Consider the following 20704-nt stretch of genomic DNA (forward strand, 5'->3'; position numbering starts at 1 on the left):
AACCACCTGAGCCGAGTACCGGCACTACACCCAGTCGCGGACCGTTACTCGCAAAGGCTCACTCGTCGACCGTCTGCACGTCCCAGCCGCCGACTCCCAAAATAAACCGTTGCTTAGCCCAAATTCGAGCAGTGTTGCTAACGATGCCGCTACCGTGAGATTGAACGCCAGCATGACGCCAGCCTATCGACTTAGTCTCCCCATCGGCATAGTCGTAGGTCGCGCTGGTAACAGTACTGCCCGAGTTACACCAGGTACCAACCACCCAGAAGGTGTAGAGGGTATTTCCTGCCAACGACGTAGAACTTCCGGTAGCTTGGCCAAGCCAACATGCGGAGATCGCGGGATTCTCATGCCTCATTTGTTGAAGAATTTCCCGGTCGACCGGAGCCAAAGCAGTGGTCCTAAACTGGACCGTTTTCACAAGCATGCGGCTATCGAATGCTGCCCGCTCCCCTGACAGACAACTCTTCATATTCGACCTCTGGATCGACTGACGCGTAGACCTTGTCTACTACGGCGACTGGATCCACTCGCTCCACTGCGGTTGCCGCACCGGAACTCAACAACACGACAAGTGCGGCGACAACTGCACACAGTAACGAAGCTAACCCTCTTCTGATCATCAATTCCCAATTCAAGATCGATTAGCGTTAGCCCTGGGCATAGGCGAATATTAGTCACATAATAGGTTGAAAATCGCGATCTGTCAAGTATCCGACAGTCTCCTGTGGTTCGCGACTAGGCGGTCCTAGTTGGCCGATCCACGAAGTAGCCATGAGCCGCAGCGGCAGACCCCAGTCGGTGCGGCCGCCAGCGACAGCCACGAGGCTGACCCGCCACGAAAGTCCGCCCTCCCGACACTCCTTGTCACTTGCCCGACTACCAGCCGCTGGGGTGGGCTGGTTAGTGACGATTGGATGCCAGGAAGCCAGGTGACCTGCCACTACGCCGCAACCCTCAGATCTCGAAATCTGGCTCGTCATCATCGTCACCGTCGGGCAGTAGCCATCGGTCGCAGGGCTCGACGAAGGTGCCTTTGCCCTGGTGGCGGCGGACCAGCCGGCGCGCTTCCAGCCGCACGAGGACCATCTTGATGGTCGTGGCACCGACCGTGTAGCGCTTGCTCATCTCGGCGATCGAGGGCAGCTTCTCCCCTGGCTTGAGCCGGCCGCTGACGATCGCTGCGGCGTAGGCGTCCGAAATGCGGACATAGTCGGGCTGCGTAGGCATTTGGAGTCTCCTTGCACGGCAACCCGATTCGATCACGAGACACGTGACCGCGACAAGGATTCATTGACATAGGCGGCTTAGGCGCCTATGTTTTGACGCGAGCACTCCTTGCACGGCAGCTTGGGGCGCTCACCTCCGGTCGGGGCGTGTAGCGAGTCACGCCGTTGGGCGTCCCGGCCCCGAAGGTTTGCCCTGGTCGCCGTACTGCCAAGGAGGGCTGCGGCGATTAGGGTGCGGGTGGCCCCGCCGGGATCGGCAAGCGGCAGGGCCGCCCCCCGTCCAGACCCATCCACGACACCGCCTGATCGGCACCAGGAGTGAACAATGGGGAGGAACACGTGATGCGAGAGCTTTGGCGACGCTGGCGACTGCGCTGGCAACGCCGCAAGATGGCCACCACCCCACCGCGTGACTGGCCGGCGGGCAGCGGCGTCTACCACGTACCCGATGGTCGCAGCCGCAACCAGCGACCCACCGCGTACCGGCCGATCCGCCCTTGGCAGATCCGCGCCCACCGCTTCCCGACAATCCCGCGGCGCGGCGGCGGCCGGGGCCTGGACCCCGGCGAAGTCGCCGCCTTCCTCGAACGGATCGCCCACGACCTCGGCATCGTCTACGCCGAACTCGACCGCACCTACGAGCAGAACGACCGCATCAAGGACGCGCTCCGCCGCTGGCAGACCAGCCAGGCCCGCGCCGCGCAGACCACCATGAACCTGCACGCCTGGACCGGCGGCGGTACCCCCGCCCGGTACGCGAGGCAGTCGTGACCGACCCGCCCCCCGCACCCCGTCACCTGGCGGCGTTCGACGATGCCAAGCAGACCGGGGACTGCCCCTGTCACGGATCCCGTTTCGGAACCGCTGTCACCAGGCGAAGATCCCGATTGCCGAAGGTCGCTACGAGCAGTACCTGGTCGACCGCACGGAAGAGGAGGGGCGAGCCACGATTCGCGCTGAGAACCTCGGCCACATCCGTAGGCATGAGCTGGCCGAGATGCGCAAGTCCGGCTGGGCTTGCCCAGGCTGGGGTTGACGCAGCCCTCGGGTAAGCCAGGCGCGGATCTCTCAGATCGAACACGGACAGGTTGACACCCCGGACGCACTGTGTCTGTACGTCCGAAGCACTCGGTGCTGAGGTCTCTATCGTTGTGTCCCGAGGGTCCACTAACGCTACGGGTCGTCTAAAGCCCGGCGGTCCAGCTTCCAGCCCTGGACAGCTTGGAGCCCCTCGACGACCTGCCCTGGAGCCGCACGACGTGCCCGACGCCGATCGCCACTGATCCGGGCAGCCACCCGCCCCGCTGCCCGGGGCGCCAGCACCCGGGCAGCGGGACCAGCAGGTCAGAAGCCGCGGGCGAGCCGGTGGTACGCCTGGCTCCAGCGCAGCTCGGCGGCGAACCGCCGGACCGTCGTGTCGGCGTCGATGACCGCCAGTTCGGTGCCGGTCATCTCGGCCAGATCGTGCAACTCGTCCACCCCGACGGCCTGGGAGAGGACGGTGTGGTGCGGGCCGCCGGCGGTCAGCCACGCCTCGGCCGACGTCGGCAGGTCCGGCTCGGGGCGCCACACCGCCCGGGCCACCGGCAGCTTCGGCAACGGCTGTGCCGGCGGCACGACCTCTATCTCGTTGGCCACCAGGCGGAACCGTTCGCCCAGGTCGACCATGCCGAGCACGACGGCCCGGCCGGGTGCGGCGTCGAAGACCAACCGGACCGGGTCCTCCCGGCTGCCGATGCTCAGCGGGTGGATCTCACACGACGGGGTGTCGGCGGCGATGCTCGGGCAGACCTCCAGCATGTGCGCGCCGAGGATGAGCTCCTGGCCAAGGGTCAGGTCGTAGGTGTAGTCCTCCATGAACGACGTACCACCGGAGGTGCCGACGGACATCGCCTTGAGGGTGCGTACCAGTACGGCGGTCTTCCAGTCGCCTTCACCGCCGAAGCCGTAGCCGTCGGCCATCAGCCGCTGCACCGCAAGACCGGGCAGCTGCCGCAGCCCGCCCAGGTCCTCGAAGTTGGTGGTGAAGGCCCGGAAGCCGCCCTCGGTCAGGAAGCCGCGCAGACCCAGTTCGATGCGTGCGGCGTAGCGCAGCGAGTCGTGCCGGTCGCCGCCGGCCCGCAGCGCCGGGTCCACCCGGTACCGCTGCTCGTACTCGTCGACCAGCACCTTGACGTCGGGGTCCGGTACCGCGTCGACCGCCTCGACGAGTTCGTTCACCCCGTACGTGTTGACCGAGACGCCGAACCGGACCTGCGCCTCCACCTTGTCACCTTCGGTGACCGCGACGTTGCGCATGTTGTCGCCGAACCGGGCGAGTTTCAGCGACCGCAGCTCGGTGTGGCCGATCGCGGCCCGCGCCCAGCCGGCGATCCGGCCGACGACCCGGGGGTCGCTGACGTGGCCGGCGACGGTCTTGCGGGCCACCCCGAGCCGGGTCTGCACGTAGCCGAACTCGCGGTCGCCGTGCGCGGCCTGGTTCAGGTTCATGAAATCCATGTCGATCTCGGCCCACGGCAGCGTCACGTTCGCCTGGGTGTGCAGGTGCAGCAACGGCTTGCGCAGCGCGTCCAGGCCGCTGATCCACATCTTTGCCGGGGAGAACGTGTGCATCCAGGCGACCACCCCGACCACGCCGGGTTCGGCGTTGGCGGCGAGGCAGACCCGCAGGATATCCTCCGGGCTGGTCAGCACCGGCCGCCAGACGATCTTGACCGGCAGCCCGTCGGCGGCGTCCAACCGCCGGGCGATCTCCTGGGACTGCTCAGCCACCTGCTGCAACGTCTCCGGACCGTACAGCCCTTGGCTGCCGGTCAGGAACCACACCTGCGCCGACCGCATCGATGCCTCCATCACCACGGATCCCCCCTATGCCACACTTCTCGGTCCCATCTGGACAATCTCTGCCGGCTGCGGTTCACCGCTGGCCGTACACGTTCTGGTAACGCTCGTACAGCGCATCGACCGCTGCCTGCGGCAGCGGCTCGACCGGACCGAGCTGGCGGGCCAGGTGGATGGTGCGGGCCACGTCCTCACACATCACCGCCGCCTTCACCGCTGCCTTCGCGGTCGCGCCGATGGTGAACGGGCCGTGCTGGCGCATCAGCACCGCCGGTGACCGGTGGTCGGTGAGCGTCGCAACGATGCCCCGGCCGATCGCGTCGGAGCCGATCAACGCGAACGGCCCGACCGGGATCTCGCCGCCGAACTCGTCGGCCATCGCGGTCACCGCGCACGGGATCGGTTCGCCGCGTGCCGACCAGGCGGTGGCGTACGGGCTGTGCGTGTGCACCACCCCGCCGACGGACGGCATGTGCCGGTAGACGTACGCGTGTGCCTCGGTGTCGCTCGACGGCGCGTAGTCGCCCTCGACCAGCGTGCCGTCGAGATCGGTGACGACCATGTGCGCCGGGGTGAGTTCGTCGTAGCTGACCCCGGACGGCTTGATCACCAGCAGGTCGGCGCCGGGTACCCGGGCCGAGACGTTGCCGCTGGTCCAGGTGACCAGCCCCCAGCGGGTCAGGTGCTCGTGCAGCCGGCACACCTCGGCACGCAGCCGGGTGACCTCGGCCGCGACGTCGGCGGCCGCGACGTCGGTTGCGGAGCCGGCGGTCGTTGCGGAACCGGCGGTCGTTGCGCGGGCGGTGGTGCTCATCAGGCGGAAACCTCCCGGTCGGAGCGGGCGAGCGCGGCGTTGCGGATGTCCCGCAGCCGGTGCATCGCCTTGTCGGCACCGGTGCCGAAGTGGTCGTGCAGCAGCTGGTACTCGGCGTACAGCCGGTCGTAGCCGGCGGCCCGGTCGGGGTCGGGGCGGTAGACGGCGGTCTCCACCGCGCCCATCGCCCCGGCGGCGGTGACCACGTCCGGGTACGCCCCGGCGGCGACCGCCGCGTGGATCGCCGAGCCGAGCGCCGGCGCCTGGTCGGAGGTGGCCACGCTGACCGGCCGGCGCAGCACGTCGGCGTAGATCTGCATGATCAGCTTGTTTCGTTTCAACCCGCCGGCGACGACGAACTCGGTCACCGGCAGCCCGGCGCGCTCGAACGTCTCCACGATCGTCCGGGTGCCGAACGCGGTCGACTCGATCAGCGCCCGGTAAATCTCGTCCGGGCGGGTGGCCAGGGTCAGCCCGACGATCAGCCCGGACAGGTGGTGGTCGACCAGGACCGACCGGTTGCCGCTGTGCCAGTCCAGGGCGACCAGCCCGTGCCCGCCGACCGGCTGCTCGGCGGCCTGCCGGGTGAGCAGGTCGTGCACGCTGAGCCCGAGACGCGCCGCCTCGTCGTGCACCGTTGGTGGTACGCCGTTGTCGACGAACCAGGCGAAGATGTCGCCGACGCCGGACTGGCCGGCCTCGTAGCCGTACGCCCCCGCGGTGATGCCGCCGTCGACGACGCCGCAGATGCCCGGGACCTCGACCAGGTCGGTGCCGTTCATCACGTGGCAGGTGGAGGTGCCCATCACGGCGAGCAGCTGCCCGGGGGCGACCGCGCCGGCCGCCGGCGGGGTGACGTGCGCGTCGACGTTGCCGACGGCGACCGCGATGCCGGCCGGCAGCCCGGTCCAGCCGGCGGCCTCGGCGGTCAGCCCGCCGGCCCGGGCGCCCAGCGGCAGGATCGGATGCTCCAGCCGGGTGGCCGCGAAGTCGGCGAAGTCGGGGTGCAGCGCGGCCAGGTACGCCGGGTCCGGGTACCGGCCGTCCTGGTGGATGCCCTTGTAGCCGGCGGTGCAGGCGTTACGGGTCTCGGCGCCGCACAGCTGCCAGATGATCCAGTCGGCGGCTTCGATCCATCGCTCGGTACGGGAGTAGACCTCCGGGTCCTCCTCCAGCACCTGCAGCGCCTTGGCGAACTGCCACTCGGCGGAGATCTTGCCGCCGTACCGGCCGATCCACGGCTCGCCGCGCTGGTGGGCGAGGGCGTTGATCCGGTCGGCCTGCGGCTGCGCCGAGTGGTGCTTCCACAGCTTCGGCCAGGCGTGCGGCCGGTCGGCCAGCTCGGGCAGCTGGCACAGCGGGGTGCCGTCGGCCAGGGTCGGCAGCACGGTGCACGCGGTGAAGTCGGTGGCGATGCCGATCACCTGCGCCGAGGCCACGCCGGCGTCGGCGAGTGCCGCCGGCACGGCGTGGCGCAGCACGTCCCGGTAGTCCTCCGGATCCTGCAACGCCCAGTCAGGCGGCAGCGGTTTGCCGCTGGTGGGCAGGGCCCGGTCGATGACGGCGTTGCGGTACTCGTGCACCGCCGAGCCTGTCTCGGCGCCGTCGGCGACCCGGACCACGACGGCCCGCCCGGACAGGGTGCCGAAGTCGATGCCGATGGTGTACTGGTCGGTGTTCACCCGTTCTCCCTGTGGTGGATTCTGGCCTGGCCACTATGGTGAGTCATCTGCCCCGCCGGGTGACCAGGCGTTGCAGGATGATGAAGGCGAACAGCAGCACCCCGATGACGATCTTCGTCCACCAGGAACTCAGATTCGCCTGGAAGGCGATGATCGTCTGGATGAGACCGAGCACCCCGACGCCGAGGACGGTGCCGAGCAGGTACCCCGATCCGCCGGTCAGCAGCGTGCCGCCGATCACCACCGCGGCGATCGCGTCGAGTTCCATTCCCTGGGCGTGCAGGCTGTAGCCGGAGAGCATGTAGAAGCTGAGCAGCACCCCGCCGAGCGCCGCGCAGAACCCGCTGATGGTGTAGACGGCGATCCGGGTACGCCCGACCGGCAGGCCCATCAGCAACGCCGACTGGGGGTTACCGCCGATGGCGTACACCTTGCGCCCGAAGGGCGTGTACGCCAGGACGTACGCCGCAGTCAGCGCCACGAGGAGCGCGATGACCACGCTGATCGAGATGAAGTAGCCGTCGCCGAAACGGATCCGCTGTTGCGCCGCCGCGGTCCAGAACGCGTCGGTGATCGGGATCGAGTCGCTGGTGATCAGGTGGCAGAGCCCACGGGCGAAGAACATCCCGGCGAGGGTCACGATGAACGGCTGGATTTCGAAGAAGTGGATGATCAGGCCCATCAGCAGCCCGAGCGTGGTGCCGATGAGCAGGACCAACGGCAGCACCACACCGGCCGGCCAGCCCTCGCGCAGCAGCACGGCGGCGCAGACGGTGGTCAGGGCGACCACCGCGCCGACCGACAGGTCGATGCCGCCGGTGAGGATCACGAAGGTCATCCCGACCGCGACGACCAGCAGGAAGGCGTTGTCGACGAAGACGTTCAGCAGGATCTGCGGCTGGGCGAACCCGGTGTAGTTGAGCGCGCCGAGCCCGTACATGGTGGCCAGTAGGGTGAGGGTGGCCGCGACCGGCAGGTGCCGTTGCTGCGGCCAGTAGCGCCGGGTGCGAGCGGTCGGCGTCGGCGCGGTGGCCGTCGCCTGCCGGGGGTCGCTGACGTCGATCATGCCGTTGCCTCCGCCGCTGTCTGTCCCGCCGGTTCGACCTGCCGTGGCTGTCCGTCGCCGGTGGATTCGCCACGCCGCTGCCCGGGTGGGGATCCGGGTGGCCGGGGCGGCCCGCCCCGTCCTGCGCCGCCGCGACCGAGGCCGGAGATCCGGGCGCGGAACGCCGACGACTGGGCCAGGCACAGCACGATGACCACGACCGCCTTGAACAGCAGCGTCGCCTCGCTGGGGATGCCGATGGTGTAGATGGTGATGTCCAGCGCCTTGATGATCACCGCGCCGAGGACGCTGCCGGCGAGGGAGAACCGGCCGCCGGTGAGCGCGGTACCGCCGATGACGACGGCGAGGATCGCGTCGAGCTCGATCAGGTTGCCGGCGTTGTTGCCGTCGGCGCTGGAGACGTTCGAGCTGAAGATGATCCCGGCAATGCCGGCGCAGAGTCCGGCGAAGACGTACGCCAGGATGACGAGTTGCCGGGCGCGGATGCCGGCCAGTCGGCTGGCGGTCGGGTTGCCGCCGACCGACTCGACCAGCATGCCGAGCGCGCTGCGCCGGATCAGCAGCGCCGCGGCGGTGACCACCGCGACGACGATGAGCACCGATACCGGCAGGGTGAGCGCGTAGCCGGCACCGATCACCTTGTACGGCGACGAGTTGACGTTGATGATCTGCCCGTCGGTGATCAGCTGGGCCAGCCCTCGGCCGGCCACCATGAGGATCAGGGTGGCGATGATCGGCTGGATGCCGATCGCGGCGACCAGGGTGCCGTTCCAGAGGCCGAGCAGCACCGACAGCCCGAGCGCGAGGAGGACGGCGAACAGCACGCCGGTGACGCTGTTCTGGTCGGCCAGACCGCTGATGTGCAGGCAGGCGAGCGCGCCGGAGATGGCCATCACCGAGCCGACGGACAGGTCGATGCCGCCGGTGGCGATGACCACGGTCATCCCGACGGCGACCAGGACCAGCGGGGTGCTGGCCCGCAGGATGTCGATCAACGACCCGTACAGGTGCCCGTCGCGAACCGTGATGGAGAAGAAGCTCGGAGTGAAGAACAGGTTGCTGACCAGCAGCACCACCAGGATCAGCACCGGCCAGAACAGCCGCTGCCGGACCAGGCCGGTCAGTCGTCGATGCGTGTCGCTCATGCTGCCGCCTCCCCGGCGATGGTCCGCATGATCCGGTCCACGTCGACGCCCGCGCCGTTGGCGAGCTGGTCGATCATCTGCCGGTCCCGCAGTACCGCGATCTTGTGGCTGAGCCGGAGGACCTCCTCCAGCTCGGCGCTGATGAACAGCACCGCCATGCCGCCGCCGGCCAGCTCGACCACCAGGCGCTGGATCTCCGCCTTGGCACCGACGTCGATCCCCCGGGTCGGTTCGTCGACGATGAGCAGCTTGGGCTCGGTGATCAGCCAGCGGGCCAGCAGCACCTTCTGCTGGTTGCCGCCGGACAGGTTGCGGATCGGCAGCTCCGGGTCGGCCGGGCGGATCTGCAGCGCGGCGATGTACTTGGCGACCAGCTCGTCCTGGCGGCGACGCGGGATCGGTCGGGCCCACCCCCGGGCGGCCTGCATGGCGAGGACCAGATTCTCCCGTACGGTCAGGTCCTCGACGACGCCCTCGGCCCGCCGGTTCTCGGAGCAGAAGGCGATGCCGTTGGCCATCCCGGCGCGCGGGCCGCGCAGCGCGGTCGGCTTGCCGGCGATGCTCACCCGGCCCCGCTCCGCGCGGTCGGCGCCGAACAGCAGTCGGGCCGCCTCGGTGCGGCCCGAGCCGAGCAGCCCGGCGAAGCCGACCACCTCGCCGGCGTGGATGGTCAGGTCGAACGGGGCGATCGCCCCGGACCGGCCGAGTCCGGTGGCCTCCAGCACCGGCTGGCCACCCTCCAGGGTGGCCAGGTCCGGCTTGGACTCGCCGTCGAGCTGCTCCAGGACGCTGAGGTCCTTGCCGATCATTCTGGCCACCAGCTCCAGCTGGCTCAGCTGTTCGACCGGCCACTCACCAATCAACCGGCCGTTGCGCAGCACGGTCATCCGGTCGGCGATCTCGTAGACCTGGTCGAGGAAGTGCGAGACGAACAGGATCGCCACGCCGGACTCCTTGAGCTGGCGAATCACCGCGAACAACTGTTCCACCTCGGAGGCGTCCAGGCTGGAGGTCGGCTCGTCGAGGATGAGCACCTTGGCCGAGATGTCCACCGCACGGGCGATGGCGACCATCTGCTGTACGGCGAGCGAGTGGCTGGACAGCGGCGCCGTCACGTCGATGTCGAGGTGCAGCCGGTGCAGCAGCTCGGCCGAGCGTCGCCGCATCGTGGCCCACCTGATCGCGCCGAACCGGCGCGGTTCCCGGCCGATGAAGATGTTTTCTGCCACCGACAGGTTGGGGCAGAGGTTCACCTCCTGGTAGACGGTGCTGACACCGGACTGCTGGGCCTGTAGCGGGCCGGCGAACCGGGCCTGCCGGCCGCCGAGACGGATCTCACCGCGGTCGATTCCGTAGACCCCGGTGAGAACCTTGATCAGGGTGGACTTGCCAGCGCCGTTCTCGCCCATCAGGGCGTGCACCTCGCCGGGGAACATCCGGAAGTCGACGTCGTCGAGCGCGACGACGCCGGGGAAGGTCTTGCCGATCCCGGTCATCTCCAGGATCGGCGCCGCGTCGGTCATCCGTACCTCTCACTGCTGTCGCTGCGGCCGGCCACCGCCGGCCCGGTCGGCGCTTTGCGGGGCCGACCGGGCCGGCGGCCGGCACCTGCCTCGTCGTCCCGCCCGGCGCGGTGGCCGGGCGGGACGACGGTCCGGCTCAGTACTGCCGGGTGGGCAGTGCTTCCTTGGCCTCTTCCTGGGTGAAGGTGGTCTCCTCGGTGACCACCCGCCTGGGCACCGACTCACCGGCGTGCACCTGCTCGACCAGCTCCATCAGCTGTGGCCCGAGCAGCGGGCTGCACTCCGCGATAAAGTTGATCTTGCCGTCGGCGAGCGCCTGCATGCCGTCGCGGACCGCGTCGATCGTGATGATCGTGATGTCCTGGCCGGGCACCAGACCGGCGGCCTCGATCGCCTCGATCGCGCCGAGCCCCATGTCGTCGTTGTGCGCGAAGAGCACGTCGATGTCGTCGTGGGCCTGGAGGAAGGCCTCCATGACCTCCTTGCCCTTGGCCCGGGTGAACTCACCGGTCTGCGACGCGATGATCTCGAACTTCGGGTCGGCGGCGATCGCCTCGCCGAAGCCCTGCTTGCGGTCATTGGCCGGGGCCGAGCCGGTGGTGCCCTGCAGCTCGACGATCCGGACCGGGCCCGACTCGTCGGCGAACTCCTCGACCAGCCACTCGCCGGAGAGCCGGCCCTCGAGGACGAAGTCGGAGCCGATGAAGGTCTCGTAGAGCGTCTCGTCCTGCGAGTCCACCGCGCGGTCGGTCAGGATCACCGGGATCCCGGCGTCCTTGGCCTCCTTGAGCACGGTGTCCCACCCGGACTCCACGACCGGAGAGAAGGCGATCACATCGACCCGCTGGGCGATGAAGTTGCGAATCGCCTTGATCTGGTTTTCCTGCTTCTGCTGGGCGTCGGCGAACTTCAGCTCGACCCCGGCCTCGGCCGCGGACTCCTGGACCGACTTGGTGTTCGCGGTACGCCAGCCACTCTCGGCGCCGACCTGGGAGAAGCCGAGGACGATCTGGTCGTCACTGCTGCCGCCTCCCTCCGTACCCGAGTCACCACAGGCGGCGGTGGTCGCCACCATCATCGCCGCGATCATGACGGCGGATAAACGTCTGAACATGCCTACCTCCCGCTGAGGCTGATGTCGTCCGCCGGTTGGCCGGACGACCCGCGGTCAAGAACGGCCCACGTATGCGATGGACCGATTGTTAGCGTTAACTTTACGTCCTGGCCAAACCCCCGGCATGCGCCGAGCTTCCGACCCATCGACACCCTTCCCAGGTGGCCAGACTGGTGGGGATGCCATCGACGACTGGAGCCCAACCGCCGCGTTTCAGGAGTGTTACCGTTCTCATCAAGCACGTCAAGGGGGTGGATCGCGGCCGTTACCGCTCCGTTGCGACAACCGCCCTCGGCAGCACCGAGTTGAGTTGGGCGGTCGGATGAGCGATAACATCGACAACAGTCGCAGCGACAGTATCCGGTCGGGTGCCCGCCGCAGTGGGGCACCGCTGCCGGATCGATGGGACCAGGTTGTCCCCTCGGCTCACTGCCAGCCCATGGCGGGTCGCGGTAGGTGACCGCTAACCTCGCTGTTGACGGAACTGGCAGGGGCACCGAAGGACAAGCCCGGCCCACCCGGCCGGTCCAGCTCCGCGGCCCTGGCACCATGCCGGGTCTGAAGATCATCGGCAGTGCCGGCACGTCCCGGCCGGACTTGAGGTGGGCAGCGGTGAGTAGCAGAAGCGTCCGGGAACCGGCGATGACGGATGTGGCCAGGCTGGCCGGGGTAAGCCACCAAACGGTGTCCCGGGTGCTCAACGGCCACCCCAACGTGCGTGAGCAGACCCGGCTGCGAGTCCGGGCCGCCATCGCCGAGCTGGGCTACCGGCCGAACCGGGCGGCTCGTGCCTTGGTCACCGGCAAGTCACAGGTGATCGGAGTGGTGGCGCAGAACTCGACGCTCTACGGTCCAGCGTCCCTACTTGCCGCATTCGAGCAGGCCGCCGGGGCCGCCGGGTTCGCGGTCAACGTTGGCAGCGTCCGCAGCCTGGACCGGCAGTCCATCGCCGGCGTCGTCGACCGCCACCTCGACCAGCGGGTCGCCGGCCTGGTAGTGATCGCACCAGTGGTCTCTGCTGGCGAAGCCGTGGAACAAGTGCCGGCCGGGGTGCCGCTGGTCACCATCGACGGTGATCCGCAGCGCAACACCGCGCTGATCACCGTCGACCAGGCGGCCGGAGCCCGGGCCGCCACCCAGTGTCTGCTGGACGCGGGTCACCCCACCGTCTGGCATGTCTCCGGCCCAGGCGACTGGTTCGACAGCGCCGGACGGATCCACGGCTGGGAGCAGACCCTTCGGGATGCCGGCGCCGAGGTGCCGCCGCTGGTGCCGGCCGACTGGAGTGCAGCGTCCGGCTACCGGGCCGGACAGATGCTTGCCCGGATGCGCGACGTCACCGCCATCTTCGCCGCCAACGACCATCTCGCGCTGGGCATCCTGCGGGCGCTGAGCGAGCGGGGTCGGCGGGTGCCGGACGAGGTCAGCATCGTTGGCTTCGACGACGTGCCGGAGGCCGCCTACTTCACCCCACCGCTGACCACTGTCCGGCCGGATTTCGACGCGGTGGCCAAGGCGAGCCTGGCGCTACTGCTGCGGCAAATTGAGTCGGGCGCACGCAGCGACGAGCGGCACACCATCGAGCCGGCCCTGGTGCACCGGCGCAGCGTCGCCGCACCCGGCTGAACCGGCCCGCCGAGCCGAGCTCGCGGCACACTCACGTCAAGTCCGTGAGCTGCGGAAACATCATCCGACAGCAGAGTCGGGGTGGCCCCGGTGGAGCCGCCGGCGAAGTCGGTCGATGGTTTCGCATCGGTTTCCTCAGGATCGCGTAAGGGCTCTTGACAGCGATCTTGTGAGCGATAACACTGCGACTCACAGTGCCACCGATAGCTGCAGCAACCCGACAGCGTGACGGGGTCGCATGGCCAGCGGCCGCCCGCCGTGCCCGGTGCACCGCCCAGCGTCCCGGCACCCCATCGCCCGCGGCACCACAACCTCCCGCCTGCGGTGCCACAACCGCAGCCCATCCTAGAAGATGGAGACGTCCGTGCAATTGCGCACCAGCACCATGATCCGACGGCTGGCCACGATCGGCGCAGCCGCCACCCTGGCGACCAGCCTGGCCGCCTGCGGCTCCAGCGAGAAGACCATCGACCAGGAGACCGCCGACGGCGACAACGCAGGTGCCCTGGTCGGCGTCACCATGCCCACCAGGTCCTCCGAACGCTGGATCAGCGACGGCGACAACGTCCAGGCCGCGCTGGAGGAGCTCGGCTACGAGGTCGACCTGCAGTACGCGGAGAACGACATTCCCACCCAGGTCAACCAGATCGAGAACCAGATTACCCGGGGTGCCCGGCTGCTGATCGTCGCCTCGATCGACGGCACGGCGCTGACCACTCAGCTGCAGCAGGCCGCCGACCAGGGCATTCCGGTCATCGCATACGACCGGCTGATCCGCAACAGCCCCAACGTCGACTACTACGCCACCTTCGACAACTTCGAGGTCGGCGTCCAGCAGGCCACGTCCTTGCTGGTCGGACTCGGCATGCTCAACGCGGACGGCTCCGCCGGTGACGCCGACGGACCGTTCAACATCGAACTGTTCGCCGGATCGCCGGACGACAACAACGCCACCTTCTTCTTCGACGGCGCGATGTCTGTGCTGCAGCCGCACATCGACTCGGGCAGGCTGGTGGTCCGCAGCGGCCAGACCGACTTCGACACTGTCGCGATCCTGCGCTGGGACCCGGAGACCGCGCAGCGGCGGATGGAGGATCTGCTCACCCGCACCTACCAGGGCGGCGTCACCGTCGACGGGGTGCTCTCGCCGTACGACGGGCTCTCCATCGGCATCCTGTCCGCGCTCAAGAGCAGCGGGTACGGCACCGCCGGGCAGCCCTACCCGGTGGTGACCGGACAGGACGCCGAGCAGGTCTCGGTCAAGTCGATCCTGGCCGACGAGCAGTACTCGACGATCTTCAAGGACACCCGCGAGCTGGCGACGAAGACCGTCGAGATGGCGCACGCCGTCCTCAGCGGCGACTCACCGGAGGTCAACAACACCACCGACTACGACAACGGGGAGAAGGTCGTCCCGTCCTACCTGCTCGAGCCGGTGATCATCGACAAGAGCAACTACGAAGTGCTGATCGACAGCGGCTACTACTCGGCCGAGCAGCTGGGCTGAGTCAACGATCATGCCGACCGACGCCATCCTGCAGATGCGGGGTATCACCAAGACGTTCCCCGGCGTGCGTGCCCTGCACGACGTCAATCTGACCGTACGCCGGGGCGAGATCCACGCCATCTGCGGCGAAAACGGCGCCGGCAAGTCGACCCTGATGAAGGTGCTCTCCGGCGTCTACCCGCACGGGTCGTACGCCGGAGAGACCACCTTCGACGGCCAGCCGGCCCGGTTCGCCGGGATCCGGGACAGCGAGCACCGGGGCATCGTGATCATCCACCAGGAGCTAGCGCTCTGCCCGCAACTGACGATCGCCGAGAACATCTTCCTCGGCAACGAACAGACCCGCCGTGGCCTCATCGACTGGAACCACACCAACCACCAGGCAGCCGAGCTTCTGCGCCGGGTCGGGTTGACGGAGAATCCGACCACCCTGGTCACCGAGATCGGGGTGGGCAAGCAGCAGCTGGTCGAGATCGCCAAGGCGCTGTCCAAGCAGGTGAAGCTGCTGATCCTGGACGAGCCCACCGCCGCGCTCAACGACGAGGACTCCGCACACCTGCTCGACCTGCTCCGCGGGCTGCGGGACACCGGCATCACCTGTGTGATCATCTCGCATAAGCTGAACGAGATCCTCGCCATCGCCGACACGATCAGCATCCTGCGCGACGGCGAACTGATCGAGACGCTCGACCTGGCGAACGACGAGGTCACCGAGGACCGGCTGATCTCCGGCATGGTGGGCCGGTCGATGGAGCACCGGTTCCCGCCGCGCACCCCAAGGATCGGCGCCGAGGCGCTGCGGATCGAGGAGTGGACGGTGCGCTCCCCGGACGGCGACCGGGTGGTCGTCGCCGACGCCAACCTCACCCTGAACCGTGGGGAGGTCGTCGGGCTGGCCGGGCTGATGGGAGCCGGCCGCACCGAGCTCGCGATGAGCGTCTTCGGCCAGGCGTACGGCCGGGACATCAGCGGCCGGGTCTACAAGGACGGCCGGCAGATCCAGCTGCGCTCGGTCCGCGAGGCGATCGACCACGGCATCGCGTACGCCACGGAGGACCGCAAGCGGTTCGGGCTGAACCTGATTGAGGACATCCAGCGCAACGTGTCGGCGGCCGGGCTGACCCGGCTGGCCCGCCGCGGCTGGGTCGACGAGGGCGCCGAGCACCGTACGGCGCAGGAGTTCCGCCGCAGCATGAACATCAAGGCGCCGAGCGTGGCGAGCATCGTCGGCAAGCTCAGCGGCGGCAACCAGCAGAAGGTCGTGCTGTCCAAATGGATCTTCACTGAGCCGGACGTGCTGATCCTGGACGAGCCGACCCGGGGCATCGACGTCGGCGCCAAGTACGAGATCTACTCGATCATCAACCAGATCGCCGACAACGGTACGGCGGTCCTGGTCATCTCCTCTGAACTGCCCGAACTGATCGGGCTGTGCGACCGGATCTACACGTTGTCGGCCGGCCGGATCACCGGCGAGGTGCGGCGGGCCGACGCCACCCAGGAGCGACTCATGCAGCACATGGTGCAGGGACAGGAGCAGGGATCGGGGGCCGACCGGTGAGCGTCGCCCGGATCAACGTCCGCGAGAGCGGCATCTACATCGCGTTCGGGCTGATCGTCGTGCTGTTCGCGGTGCTGACCGACGGGGCGCTGCTGCAGCCGCAGAACCTGTCCAACATCATCGTGCAGAATTCGTACGTGCTGATCCTGGCGATCGGCATGATCCTGGTCATCATCGCCGGGCACATCGACCTGTCGGTCGGCTCGGTGGTCGGCGCGACCGGGGCGATCGCCGCCGTACTGATGGTCGAGCACGACCTGCCCTGGCCGCTGGCCCTGCTGATCACCCTGATCGCCGGCGCCGCGATCGGCGCCTGGCAGGGCTTCTGGATCGCGTACTTCGGCATCCCGGCGTTCATCGTCACCCTCGCCGGGATGCTGCTGTTCCGGGCGCTCACCCTGAGCGTGCTCGGCAACCAGGGCATCGGGCCGTTCCCGGATCCGGTGCGCACCCTCGCCAACGGCTTCACCGAGGGCTATCTGGGCAACATCGGGTTGGGCCCGCTCGGCGGTGCCGATCTGGTCAGCCTGCTGGTCGGTCTGGTCGCGGTCGGCGGTATCGCGGTCAGCCAATGGCGGGCCCGGGTCGCCCGGCTCGGCTACGACCAGGCGGTGGAGCCGATGCCGGTCTTCCTGTTCAAGATCGTCGGCGCCTCTGCGGCGGTGCTGTTCGTGATCGTGCAGTTGGCCCGGTTCAAGAACCTGCCGTGGGTGCTGGTGCTGCTGGCGGCCCTGGTGCTCGGCTACTCGCTGCTGACCAAGCGGTCGGTGTTCGGTCGGCAGATCTACGCGGTCGGCGGCAACCTGCAGGCCGCGGTGCTGTCCGGAGTGAAGGTCAAGTCCGTCGTGTTCTGGATCTTCGTGAACATGGGGGTGCTCTCCGCGCTGGCCGGGATCATCTTCGCCGGCCGGCTCAACCTGGCCGGACCGACCGCCGGCAACACCTTCGAGCTGGACGCGATCGCCGCCGCCTTCATCGGCGGGGCGGCCGTGCAGGGCGGGGTCGGCAAGGTGGTCGGCGCGGTCACCGGCGGTCTGATCATGGGCGTGATCAACAACGGGATGTCGCTGATCGGCGCCCCCAGTGAGAACGTCATGCTGGTCAAGGGTGCGGTGCTGCTGGCCGCGGTCGCCTTCGATGTGTGGAGCAAGCGCCGCGCCGGCGTCGCCTCCCGCTGACCCCGCCGCTCGGGCGACTCCGACCGGTCGGCACCCGACGCGTCCGTCTGGCATCGTGCAGCGCCCCGGCCGGACCGGGCATCCTGATGTCCGGTCCGCCGCGGACACAAACGTCGCTCCGCGTGTTGGCACCCCTACAGTGGCGAGTCAGCTTCTAGGGTGCCGATATGGCAGAACTGAACGTTTCGCAGCTACGGGTCGTCCTGGTCGTACCGGATGTGGACGACGCGCTCCGCTACTACCGGGACTCGCTGGGGCTCACCGAGCTGGCCGCAATGGCCGGCCCGAAAGGCGCGCGGGTGGCCATCCTGGCCGCCGGCCAGGCCACCCTGGAGCTAGCCAACGAGGCTCAGGCCGCATTCATCGCCGAGGTCGAGACCGACGGTACTCCGAGCACTCCGGTACGACTCGCGTTCCAGGTCGACGACGCGGTTGCGGCGGTCGACGTCCTCGGCGACACACCGGGCGCACGGCTGATCGCCGCGCCCCGACGCACGCCGTGGGGTTCCCTGAACGCCCGGCTCGACGGGCCGGCGGGCGTGCAGGTGACCTTGTTTCAAGACTCGGCCCTGCCGCTCGGGCAGCTGATCGGTACGGCGCTGCCGTCGATCGGTGGCGAGCCCGGACTCCTGGCAAGGACCGTCGAGGCGGCCCGGATGCACGGCTCGGCCGGCCAGTTGCCGTTCGCCGCCGTGGTGGCGCTGGACGGGAAGGTGATCGGTGCTGGCGTCAACACAGCGCTGACCGACCTGGATCCGGCGGCGCACGCGGAGGTGACCGCCATCCGAGACGCGGCACGGCGCACCGGGTCGGCCGATCTGCGCGGCGCCGTCGTCTACTCAAGCTGTGAACCGTGCGCGATCTGCCGGACGGTGGCGGCCGCAGCCGGGGTCGGTGAGATCGTCTTCGCCGCGGGCAAGGAGTCCGTTCCGCCGGCGATGAACCCCGACCCCCAGACGACCGGTCGGTTGATCGACGCCGTGTCGGCGGTACTGCCGGGCATCGCCCGGCGCGCGGACACCGGGTTGTCGGCCGAGCAGCTCTCCGCGCCCTTCCACGCCTATCTCGCCCAGGCGGCGTGATGGCCAGGCTGGGAATCAACGTGCCGAACTTCGGGCCCGAGGCGGTCCCGGAGGCGTTCCTCGACTGGGCCCGGTTCGCCGAGCACAACGGCCTGTCCACCCTGGTCGTGTCGGACCATGTGGCGCCCACCGCCGAGGTGACCTCGGTGTATCCTGCGCCGTTCTACGACCCCTTCGTGCTGCTGTCCTGGTTGTTCCCGCAGACCGAGAGGATCCGACTTGGTACCTCGGTGGCGGTGCTGCCGTACCGTCATCCGTTGCTGACCGCCCGGATGAGTGCCATGTTGCAGTTGCTCAGCCAGGGCCGGTTCGTCCTCGGCGTAGGCTCGGGATGGGCGGCCACCGAGTTCGCGGCGCTCGGGCTCGACGTGCGGCAACGGGGCCGCACCGCCGACTCCCACCTCGGGGTGATCACGAGAGCCTGGGCGGCCGACACGGTCAGCTCCAGCGAACACGGATTTTCCGATGTCGCGACGGGGCCGGCCCCACTTGGAGGCGGGATGCCGGTCTGGGTCGGTGGCGCCGGCCGGGCCGCGATCCGCCGGGCCGCCCGGTTCGGCACGGCCTGGCACCCGATCAATCCGACTCTGGACTGGCTCAGGAACAGAGGTTTGCCGGCGCTGACGGCGGCGGCCGCCGAGGCGGGTCGACCGGTTCCGGCTCTGGTCCCCCGGATCAAGGCCCGGCTGCAGGCCCGGTCCGCGGGCCCGGATCGTCCGCTCGGCGTGGGCACCCTCGCCCAGATCGTCGGGGACGTCAGGGCGCTCACCGAGTGCGGAGCGGCCGAGATCATCCTCGACCCGAACCCGGACGTCCCGACGAGACGGGACTTCGCGGCCGAGCAACGACAGCTGGTCGAGATCGTTCAGGCGTATCGACAAGAAGTCCCTTGACCGGTATAGAAGACTCGCGTACTGTACCGGTATAGAGGTTAACCGGTCAGCCGAGGGGTGATCATCATGGAAATGGCATCTGGCTTCGTCGGAGCAATCAACGAGGTTTCCCGCAACGTCAACAGCGCCCGCCCGGACGCGCCCGTCGTGCCGCACGTCGAACGCCCCCAGCGCACCCGGCTCGTCCGGCTTGCACTGGCCAAGGGCCTGCAGCGGGCGGCCCAGGCGATCGCCCCGGCCGAGCGCAGCCCTGCCTGATAACCTCGCCTCACCTCAGTAGGTGGACGAGAGGCGGTGGGCATGGCCCCACGAGTGACGTTGCAGACCATCGCGGACCGGGTAGGCGTCAGCCGCATGACCGTCTCAAACGCTTTCTCCCGCCCGGACCAACTCTCCAGTACCCTGCGAGAGCGCATTCTTGCCGCCGCTCAGGAACTTGGCTATGTCGGCCCCGATCCTGCCGCACGCGCACTGGCCAAAGGCACAACCGGCGCGGTGGGTATTGTTCTCACCGAATCCCTCCGATTCGCATTCACCGATCTGGTGGCGACCAGCTTCCTCGGCGCGATCGCCGAGGAGCTGGCCCCCACCGGCCTCGCGCTCACCCTGCTGAGTTCAGCCAGCAGCGGCGGGATCATCCCGGCCCGTGACGTCGCCATCGACGGCGCGTTGGTCTACGCGTGTGATCCGACCTCACCCGCGGTCGACTGGCTGTCCCGCCGGCGACTTCCCCTGGTTTTCGTGGACCAGAAGCCTGTCGCGACCGTGACCTGCGTCAACGTGGACGACCGGGCAGGTGCCCGCGCCGCCGCGCAACACATCGTCGACCTGGGCCATCGCCGGGTCGGCTTTCTGCTGTCCGGGGCGCACGGCGAGCACGGACTCATCGAGGATCCCCTTTCGCTGGCAGATGGTTACCCCTCCCGACAACGGATGCTGGGATGGTTCGACGCCCTGGACGCCGCCGCGATCCGCCCGGTCGTGGCTCGTGAGCCCAGCGGCGGGATCGACGCCGTCCGCGCAGCCGCACGGCTGTTGTTGGACCGCGACGACCCGCCCACCGCCGTCCTGTGCTTCTCCGACGCCATCGCCTACGGGGTCATCCAGGAAGCGACCGCGCTGGGCATGCGTGTTCCCGGTGACGTCTCGGTAGTCGGCTTCGACGACAATCCCCTGGCCACCCAGATCCGGCCGACCCTCACCACGGTGCGCCAGGACGTCGTGCTGAAGGGGCGGGCGGCGGCGGAGGCGCTGCGGGTAGCCGTCGAGCAGGCCCGGACCGGCGCGGCAGCCGACCCGCGACACATCCTGCTCCCCACCGAACTGGTAGTCAGAGGCAGTACCGCGCCCGTCCGGTGAGTCCGGCACCCGCCAGGGCCACAAGCCGCGGGCACCCATGACGCCGGGCCGGCAGGCGCGCGAACATCGTGCCGGGCCATG

At 68.8% G+C, this 20704-nt stretch carries 17 protein-coding genes; 9 read left to right on the plus strand and 8 right to left on the minus strand.

Annotated elements, in window-relative coordinates:
* Positions 1-960: 960 nt before the first annotated feature.
* The gene (locus ACFHWS_RS25965; RefSeq protein WP_416569301.1) at positions 961-1233 is read right to left on the minus strand and encodes a winged helix-turn-helix domain-containing protein; all 273 of its coding nucleotides are present in this window, start codon (positions 1231-1233) and stop codon (positions 961-963) included.
* Between the two features lie 341 nt (positions 1234-1574).
* On the opposite strand from ACFHWS_RS25965, the gene ACFHWS_RS25970 reads away from it, so the two are divergent.
* A complete protein-coding gene (locus tag ACFHWS_RS25970; protein WP_416569302.1) occupies positions 1575-2003 on the plus strand; it encodes a DivIVA domain-containing protein in 429 nt (142 codons plus the stop codon).
* Positions 2004-2576: 573 nt separating this feature from the next.
* Here ACFHWS_RS25970 and araA read toward each other — a convergent pair.
* The 7 genes from araA to ACFHWS_RS26005 form a co-directional block, all read right to left on the minus strand.
* Positions 2577-4073: an L-arabinose isomerase gene (araA, locus tag ACFHWS_RS25975; protein ID WP_416569303.1), complete on the minus strand. Its 1497-nt coding sequence runs from the start codon at positions 4071-4073 to the stop codon at positions 2577-2579.
* Between the two features lie 76 nt (positions 4074-4149).
* Positions 4150-4887: an L-ribulose-5-phosphate 4-epimerase gene (locus tag ACFHWS_RS25980; RefSeq protein ID WP_416569304.1), complete on the minus strand. Its 738-nt coding sequence runs from the start codon at positions 4885-4887 to the stop codon at positions 4150-4152.
* Positions 4887-6569 carry a ribulokinase gene (gene araB, locus ACFHWS_RS25985; protein ID WP_416552426.1) on the minus strand — a complete coding sequence of 561 codons (1683 nt, stop codon included), beginning with the start codon at positions 6567-6569 and terminating at the stop codon, positions 4887-4889. The genes ACFHWS_RS25980 and araB overlap by 1 nt, the downstream gene beginning before the upstream one ends.
* A gap of 43 nt (positions 6570-6612) precedes the next feature.
* Complete coding sequence (yjfF, locus tag ACFHWS_RS25990) at positions 6613-7635, minus strand: galactofuranose ABC transporter, permease protein YjfF (RefSeq protein WP_416552424.1); 1023 nt, start codon at positions 7633-7635, stop codon at positions 6613-6615.
* On the minus strand, positions 7632-8780 hold the full coding sequence (locus tag ACFHWS_RS25995; RefSeq protein ID WP_416552422.1) for an ABC transporter permease: 1149 nt from the start codon (positions 8778-8780) through the stop codon (positions 7632-7634). Before ACFHWS_RS25995 ends, yjfF begins: the two co-directional genes overlap by 4 nt.
* Positions 8777-10303 carry a sugar ABC transporter ATP-binding protein gene (locus tag ACFHWS_RS26000; RefSeq protein ID WP_416552420.1) on the minus strand — a complete coding sequence of 509 codons (1527 nt, stop codon included), beginning with the start codon at positions 10301-10303 and terminating at the stop codon, positions 8777-8779. Before ACFHWS_RS26000 ends, ACFHWS_RS25995 begins: the two co-directional genes overlap by 4 nt.
* Positions 10304-10439: 136 nt before the next feature.
* A complete protein-coding gene (locus tag ACFHWS_RS26005) occupies positions 10440-11417 on the minus strand; it encodes an ABC transporter substrate-binding protein (RefSeq protein WP_416552418.1) in 978 nt (325 codons plus the stop codon).
* Between the two features lie 642 nt (positions 11418-12059).
* Here ACFHWS_RS26005 and ACFHWS_RS26010 point away from each other — a divergent pair.
* The 8 genes from ACFHWS_RS26010 (at position 12060) to ACFHWS_RS26045 (ending at position 20623) form a co-directional block, all read left to right on the plus strand.
* Complete coding sequence (locus tag ACFHWS_RS26010; protein ID WP_416552748.1) at positions 12060-13043, plus strand: LacI family DNA-binding transcriptional regulator; 984 nt, start codon at positions 12060-12062, stop codon at positions 13041-13043.
* Positions 13044-13428: 385 nt separating this feature from the next.
* Positions 13429-14550 (plus strand): multiple monosaccharide ABC transporter substrate-binding protein, encoded by a 1122-nt coding sequence (gene chvE, locus ACFHWS_RS26015; RefSeq protein WP_416552746.1) that lies wholly within the window; start codon positions 13429-13431, stop codon positions 14548-14550.
* 10 nt (positions 14551-14560) lie between these two features.
* A complete protein-coding gene (mmsA, locus tag ACFHWS_RS26020; protein ID WP_416569305.1) occupies positions 14561-16111 on the plus strand; it encodes a multiple monosaccharide ABC transporter ATP-binding protein in 1551 nt (516 codons plus the stop codon).
* On the plus strand, positions 16108-17289 hold the full coding sequence (mmsB, locus tag ACFHWS_RS26025; RefSeq protein WP_278170952.1) for a multiple monosaccharide ABC transporter permease: 1182 nt from the start codon (positions 16108-16110) through the stop codon (positions 17287-17289). Before mmsA ends, mmsB begins: the two co-directional genes overlap by 4 nt.
* 167 nt (positions 17290-17456) lie before the next feature.
* The gene (locus ACFHWS_RS26030) at positions 17457-18371 is read left to right on the plus strand and encodes a deaminase (protein WP_416552412.1); all 915 of its coding nucleotides are present in this window, start codon (positions 17457-17459) and stop codon (positions 18369-18371) included.
* Positions 18371-19264, plus strand: coding sequence for a TIGR03619 family F420-dependent LLM class oxidoreductase (locus ACFHWS_RS26035; protein ID WP_416552410.1), 894 nt, complete (start codon positions 18371-18373; stop codon positions 19262-19264). The genes ACFHWS_RS26030 and ACFHWS_RS26035 overlap by 1 nt, the downstream gene beginning before the upstream one ends.
* Positions 19265-19330: 66 nt before the next feature.
* Complete coding sequence (locus ACFHWS_RS26040; protein ID WP_281551191.1) at positions 19331-19522, plus strand: hypothetical protein; 192 nt, start codon at positions 19331-19333, stop codon at positions 19520-19522.
* Between the two features lie 54 nt (positions 19523-19576).
* Positions 19577-20623, plus strand: a complete 1047-nt coding sequence (locus ACFHWS_RS26045; RefSeq protein ID WP_281551192.1) for a LacI family DNA-binding transcriptional regulator — start codon at positions 19577-19579, stop codon at positions 20621-20623.
* Positions 20624-20704 lie beyond the last annotated feature (81 nt).

The organism is Micromonospora sp. LOL_013 (assembly GCF_048060315.1).
Taxonomy (GTDB): Bacteria; Actinomycetota; Actinomycetes; order Mycobacteriales; family Micromonosporaceae; genus Micromonospora_E.

Bases quoted from the DNA above. Each gene is read 5' to 3' on its own strand.
- ACFHWS_RS25965 (WP_416569301.1), bottom strand. From the start codon at position 1,233: ATGCCTACGCAGCCCGACTATGTCCGCATTTCGGACGCCTACGCCGCA.
- ACFHWS_RS25970 (WP_416569302.1), top strand. From the start codon at position 1,575: ATGCGAGAGCTTTGGCGACGCTGGCGACTGCGCTGGCAACGCCGCAAG.
- araA (WP_416569303.1), bottom strand. From the start codon at position 4,073: ATGCGGTCGGCGCAGGTGTGGTTCCTGACCGGCAGCCAAGGGCTGTAC.
- ACFHWS_RS25980 (WP_416569304.1), bottom strand. From the start codon at position 4,887: ATGAGCACCACCGCCCGCGCAACGACCGCCGGTTCCGCAACGACCGCC.
- yjfF (WP_416552424.1), bottom strand. From the start codon at position 7,635: ATGATCGACGTCAGCGACCCCCGGCAGGCGACGGCCACCGCGCCGACG.
- ACFHWS_RS25995 (WP_416552422.1), bottom strand. From the start codon at position 8,780: ATGAGCGACACGCATCGACGACTGACCGGCCTGGTCCGGCAGCGGCTG.
- ACFHWS_RS26000 (WP_416552420.1), bottom strand. From the start codon at position 10,303: ATGACCGACGCGGCGCCGATCCTGGAGATGACCGGGATCGGCAAGACC.
- ACFHWS_RS26005 (WP_416552418.1), bottom strand. From the start codon at position 11,417: ATGTTCAGACGTTTATCCGCCGTCATGATCGCGGCGATGATGGTGGCG.
- ACFHWS_RS26010 (WP_416552748.1), top strand. From the start codon at position 12,060: ATGACGGATGTGGCCAGGCTGGCCGGGGTAAGCCACCAAACGGTGTCC.
- chvE (WP_416552746.1), top strand. From the start codon at position 13,429: ATGATCCGACGGCTGGCCACGATCGGCGCAGCCGCCACCCTGGCGACC.
- mmsA (WP_416569305.1), top strand. From the start codon at position 14,561: ATGCCGACCGACGCCATCCTGCAGATGCGGGGTATCACCAAGACGTTC.
- ACFHWS_RS26030 (WP_416552412.1), top strand. From the start codon at position 17,457: ATGGCAGAACTGAACGTTTCGCAGCTACGGGTCGTCCTGGTCGTACCG.
- ACFHWS_RS26035 (WP_416552410.1), top strand. From the start codon at position 18,371: ATGGCCAGGCTGGGAATCAACGTGCCGAACTTCGGGCCCGAGGCGGTC.
- ACFHWS_RS26040 (WP_281551191.1), top strand. From the start codon at position 19,331: ATGGAAATGGCATCTGGCTTCGTCGGAGCAATCAACGAGGTTTCCCGC.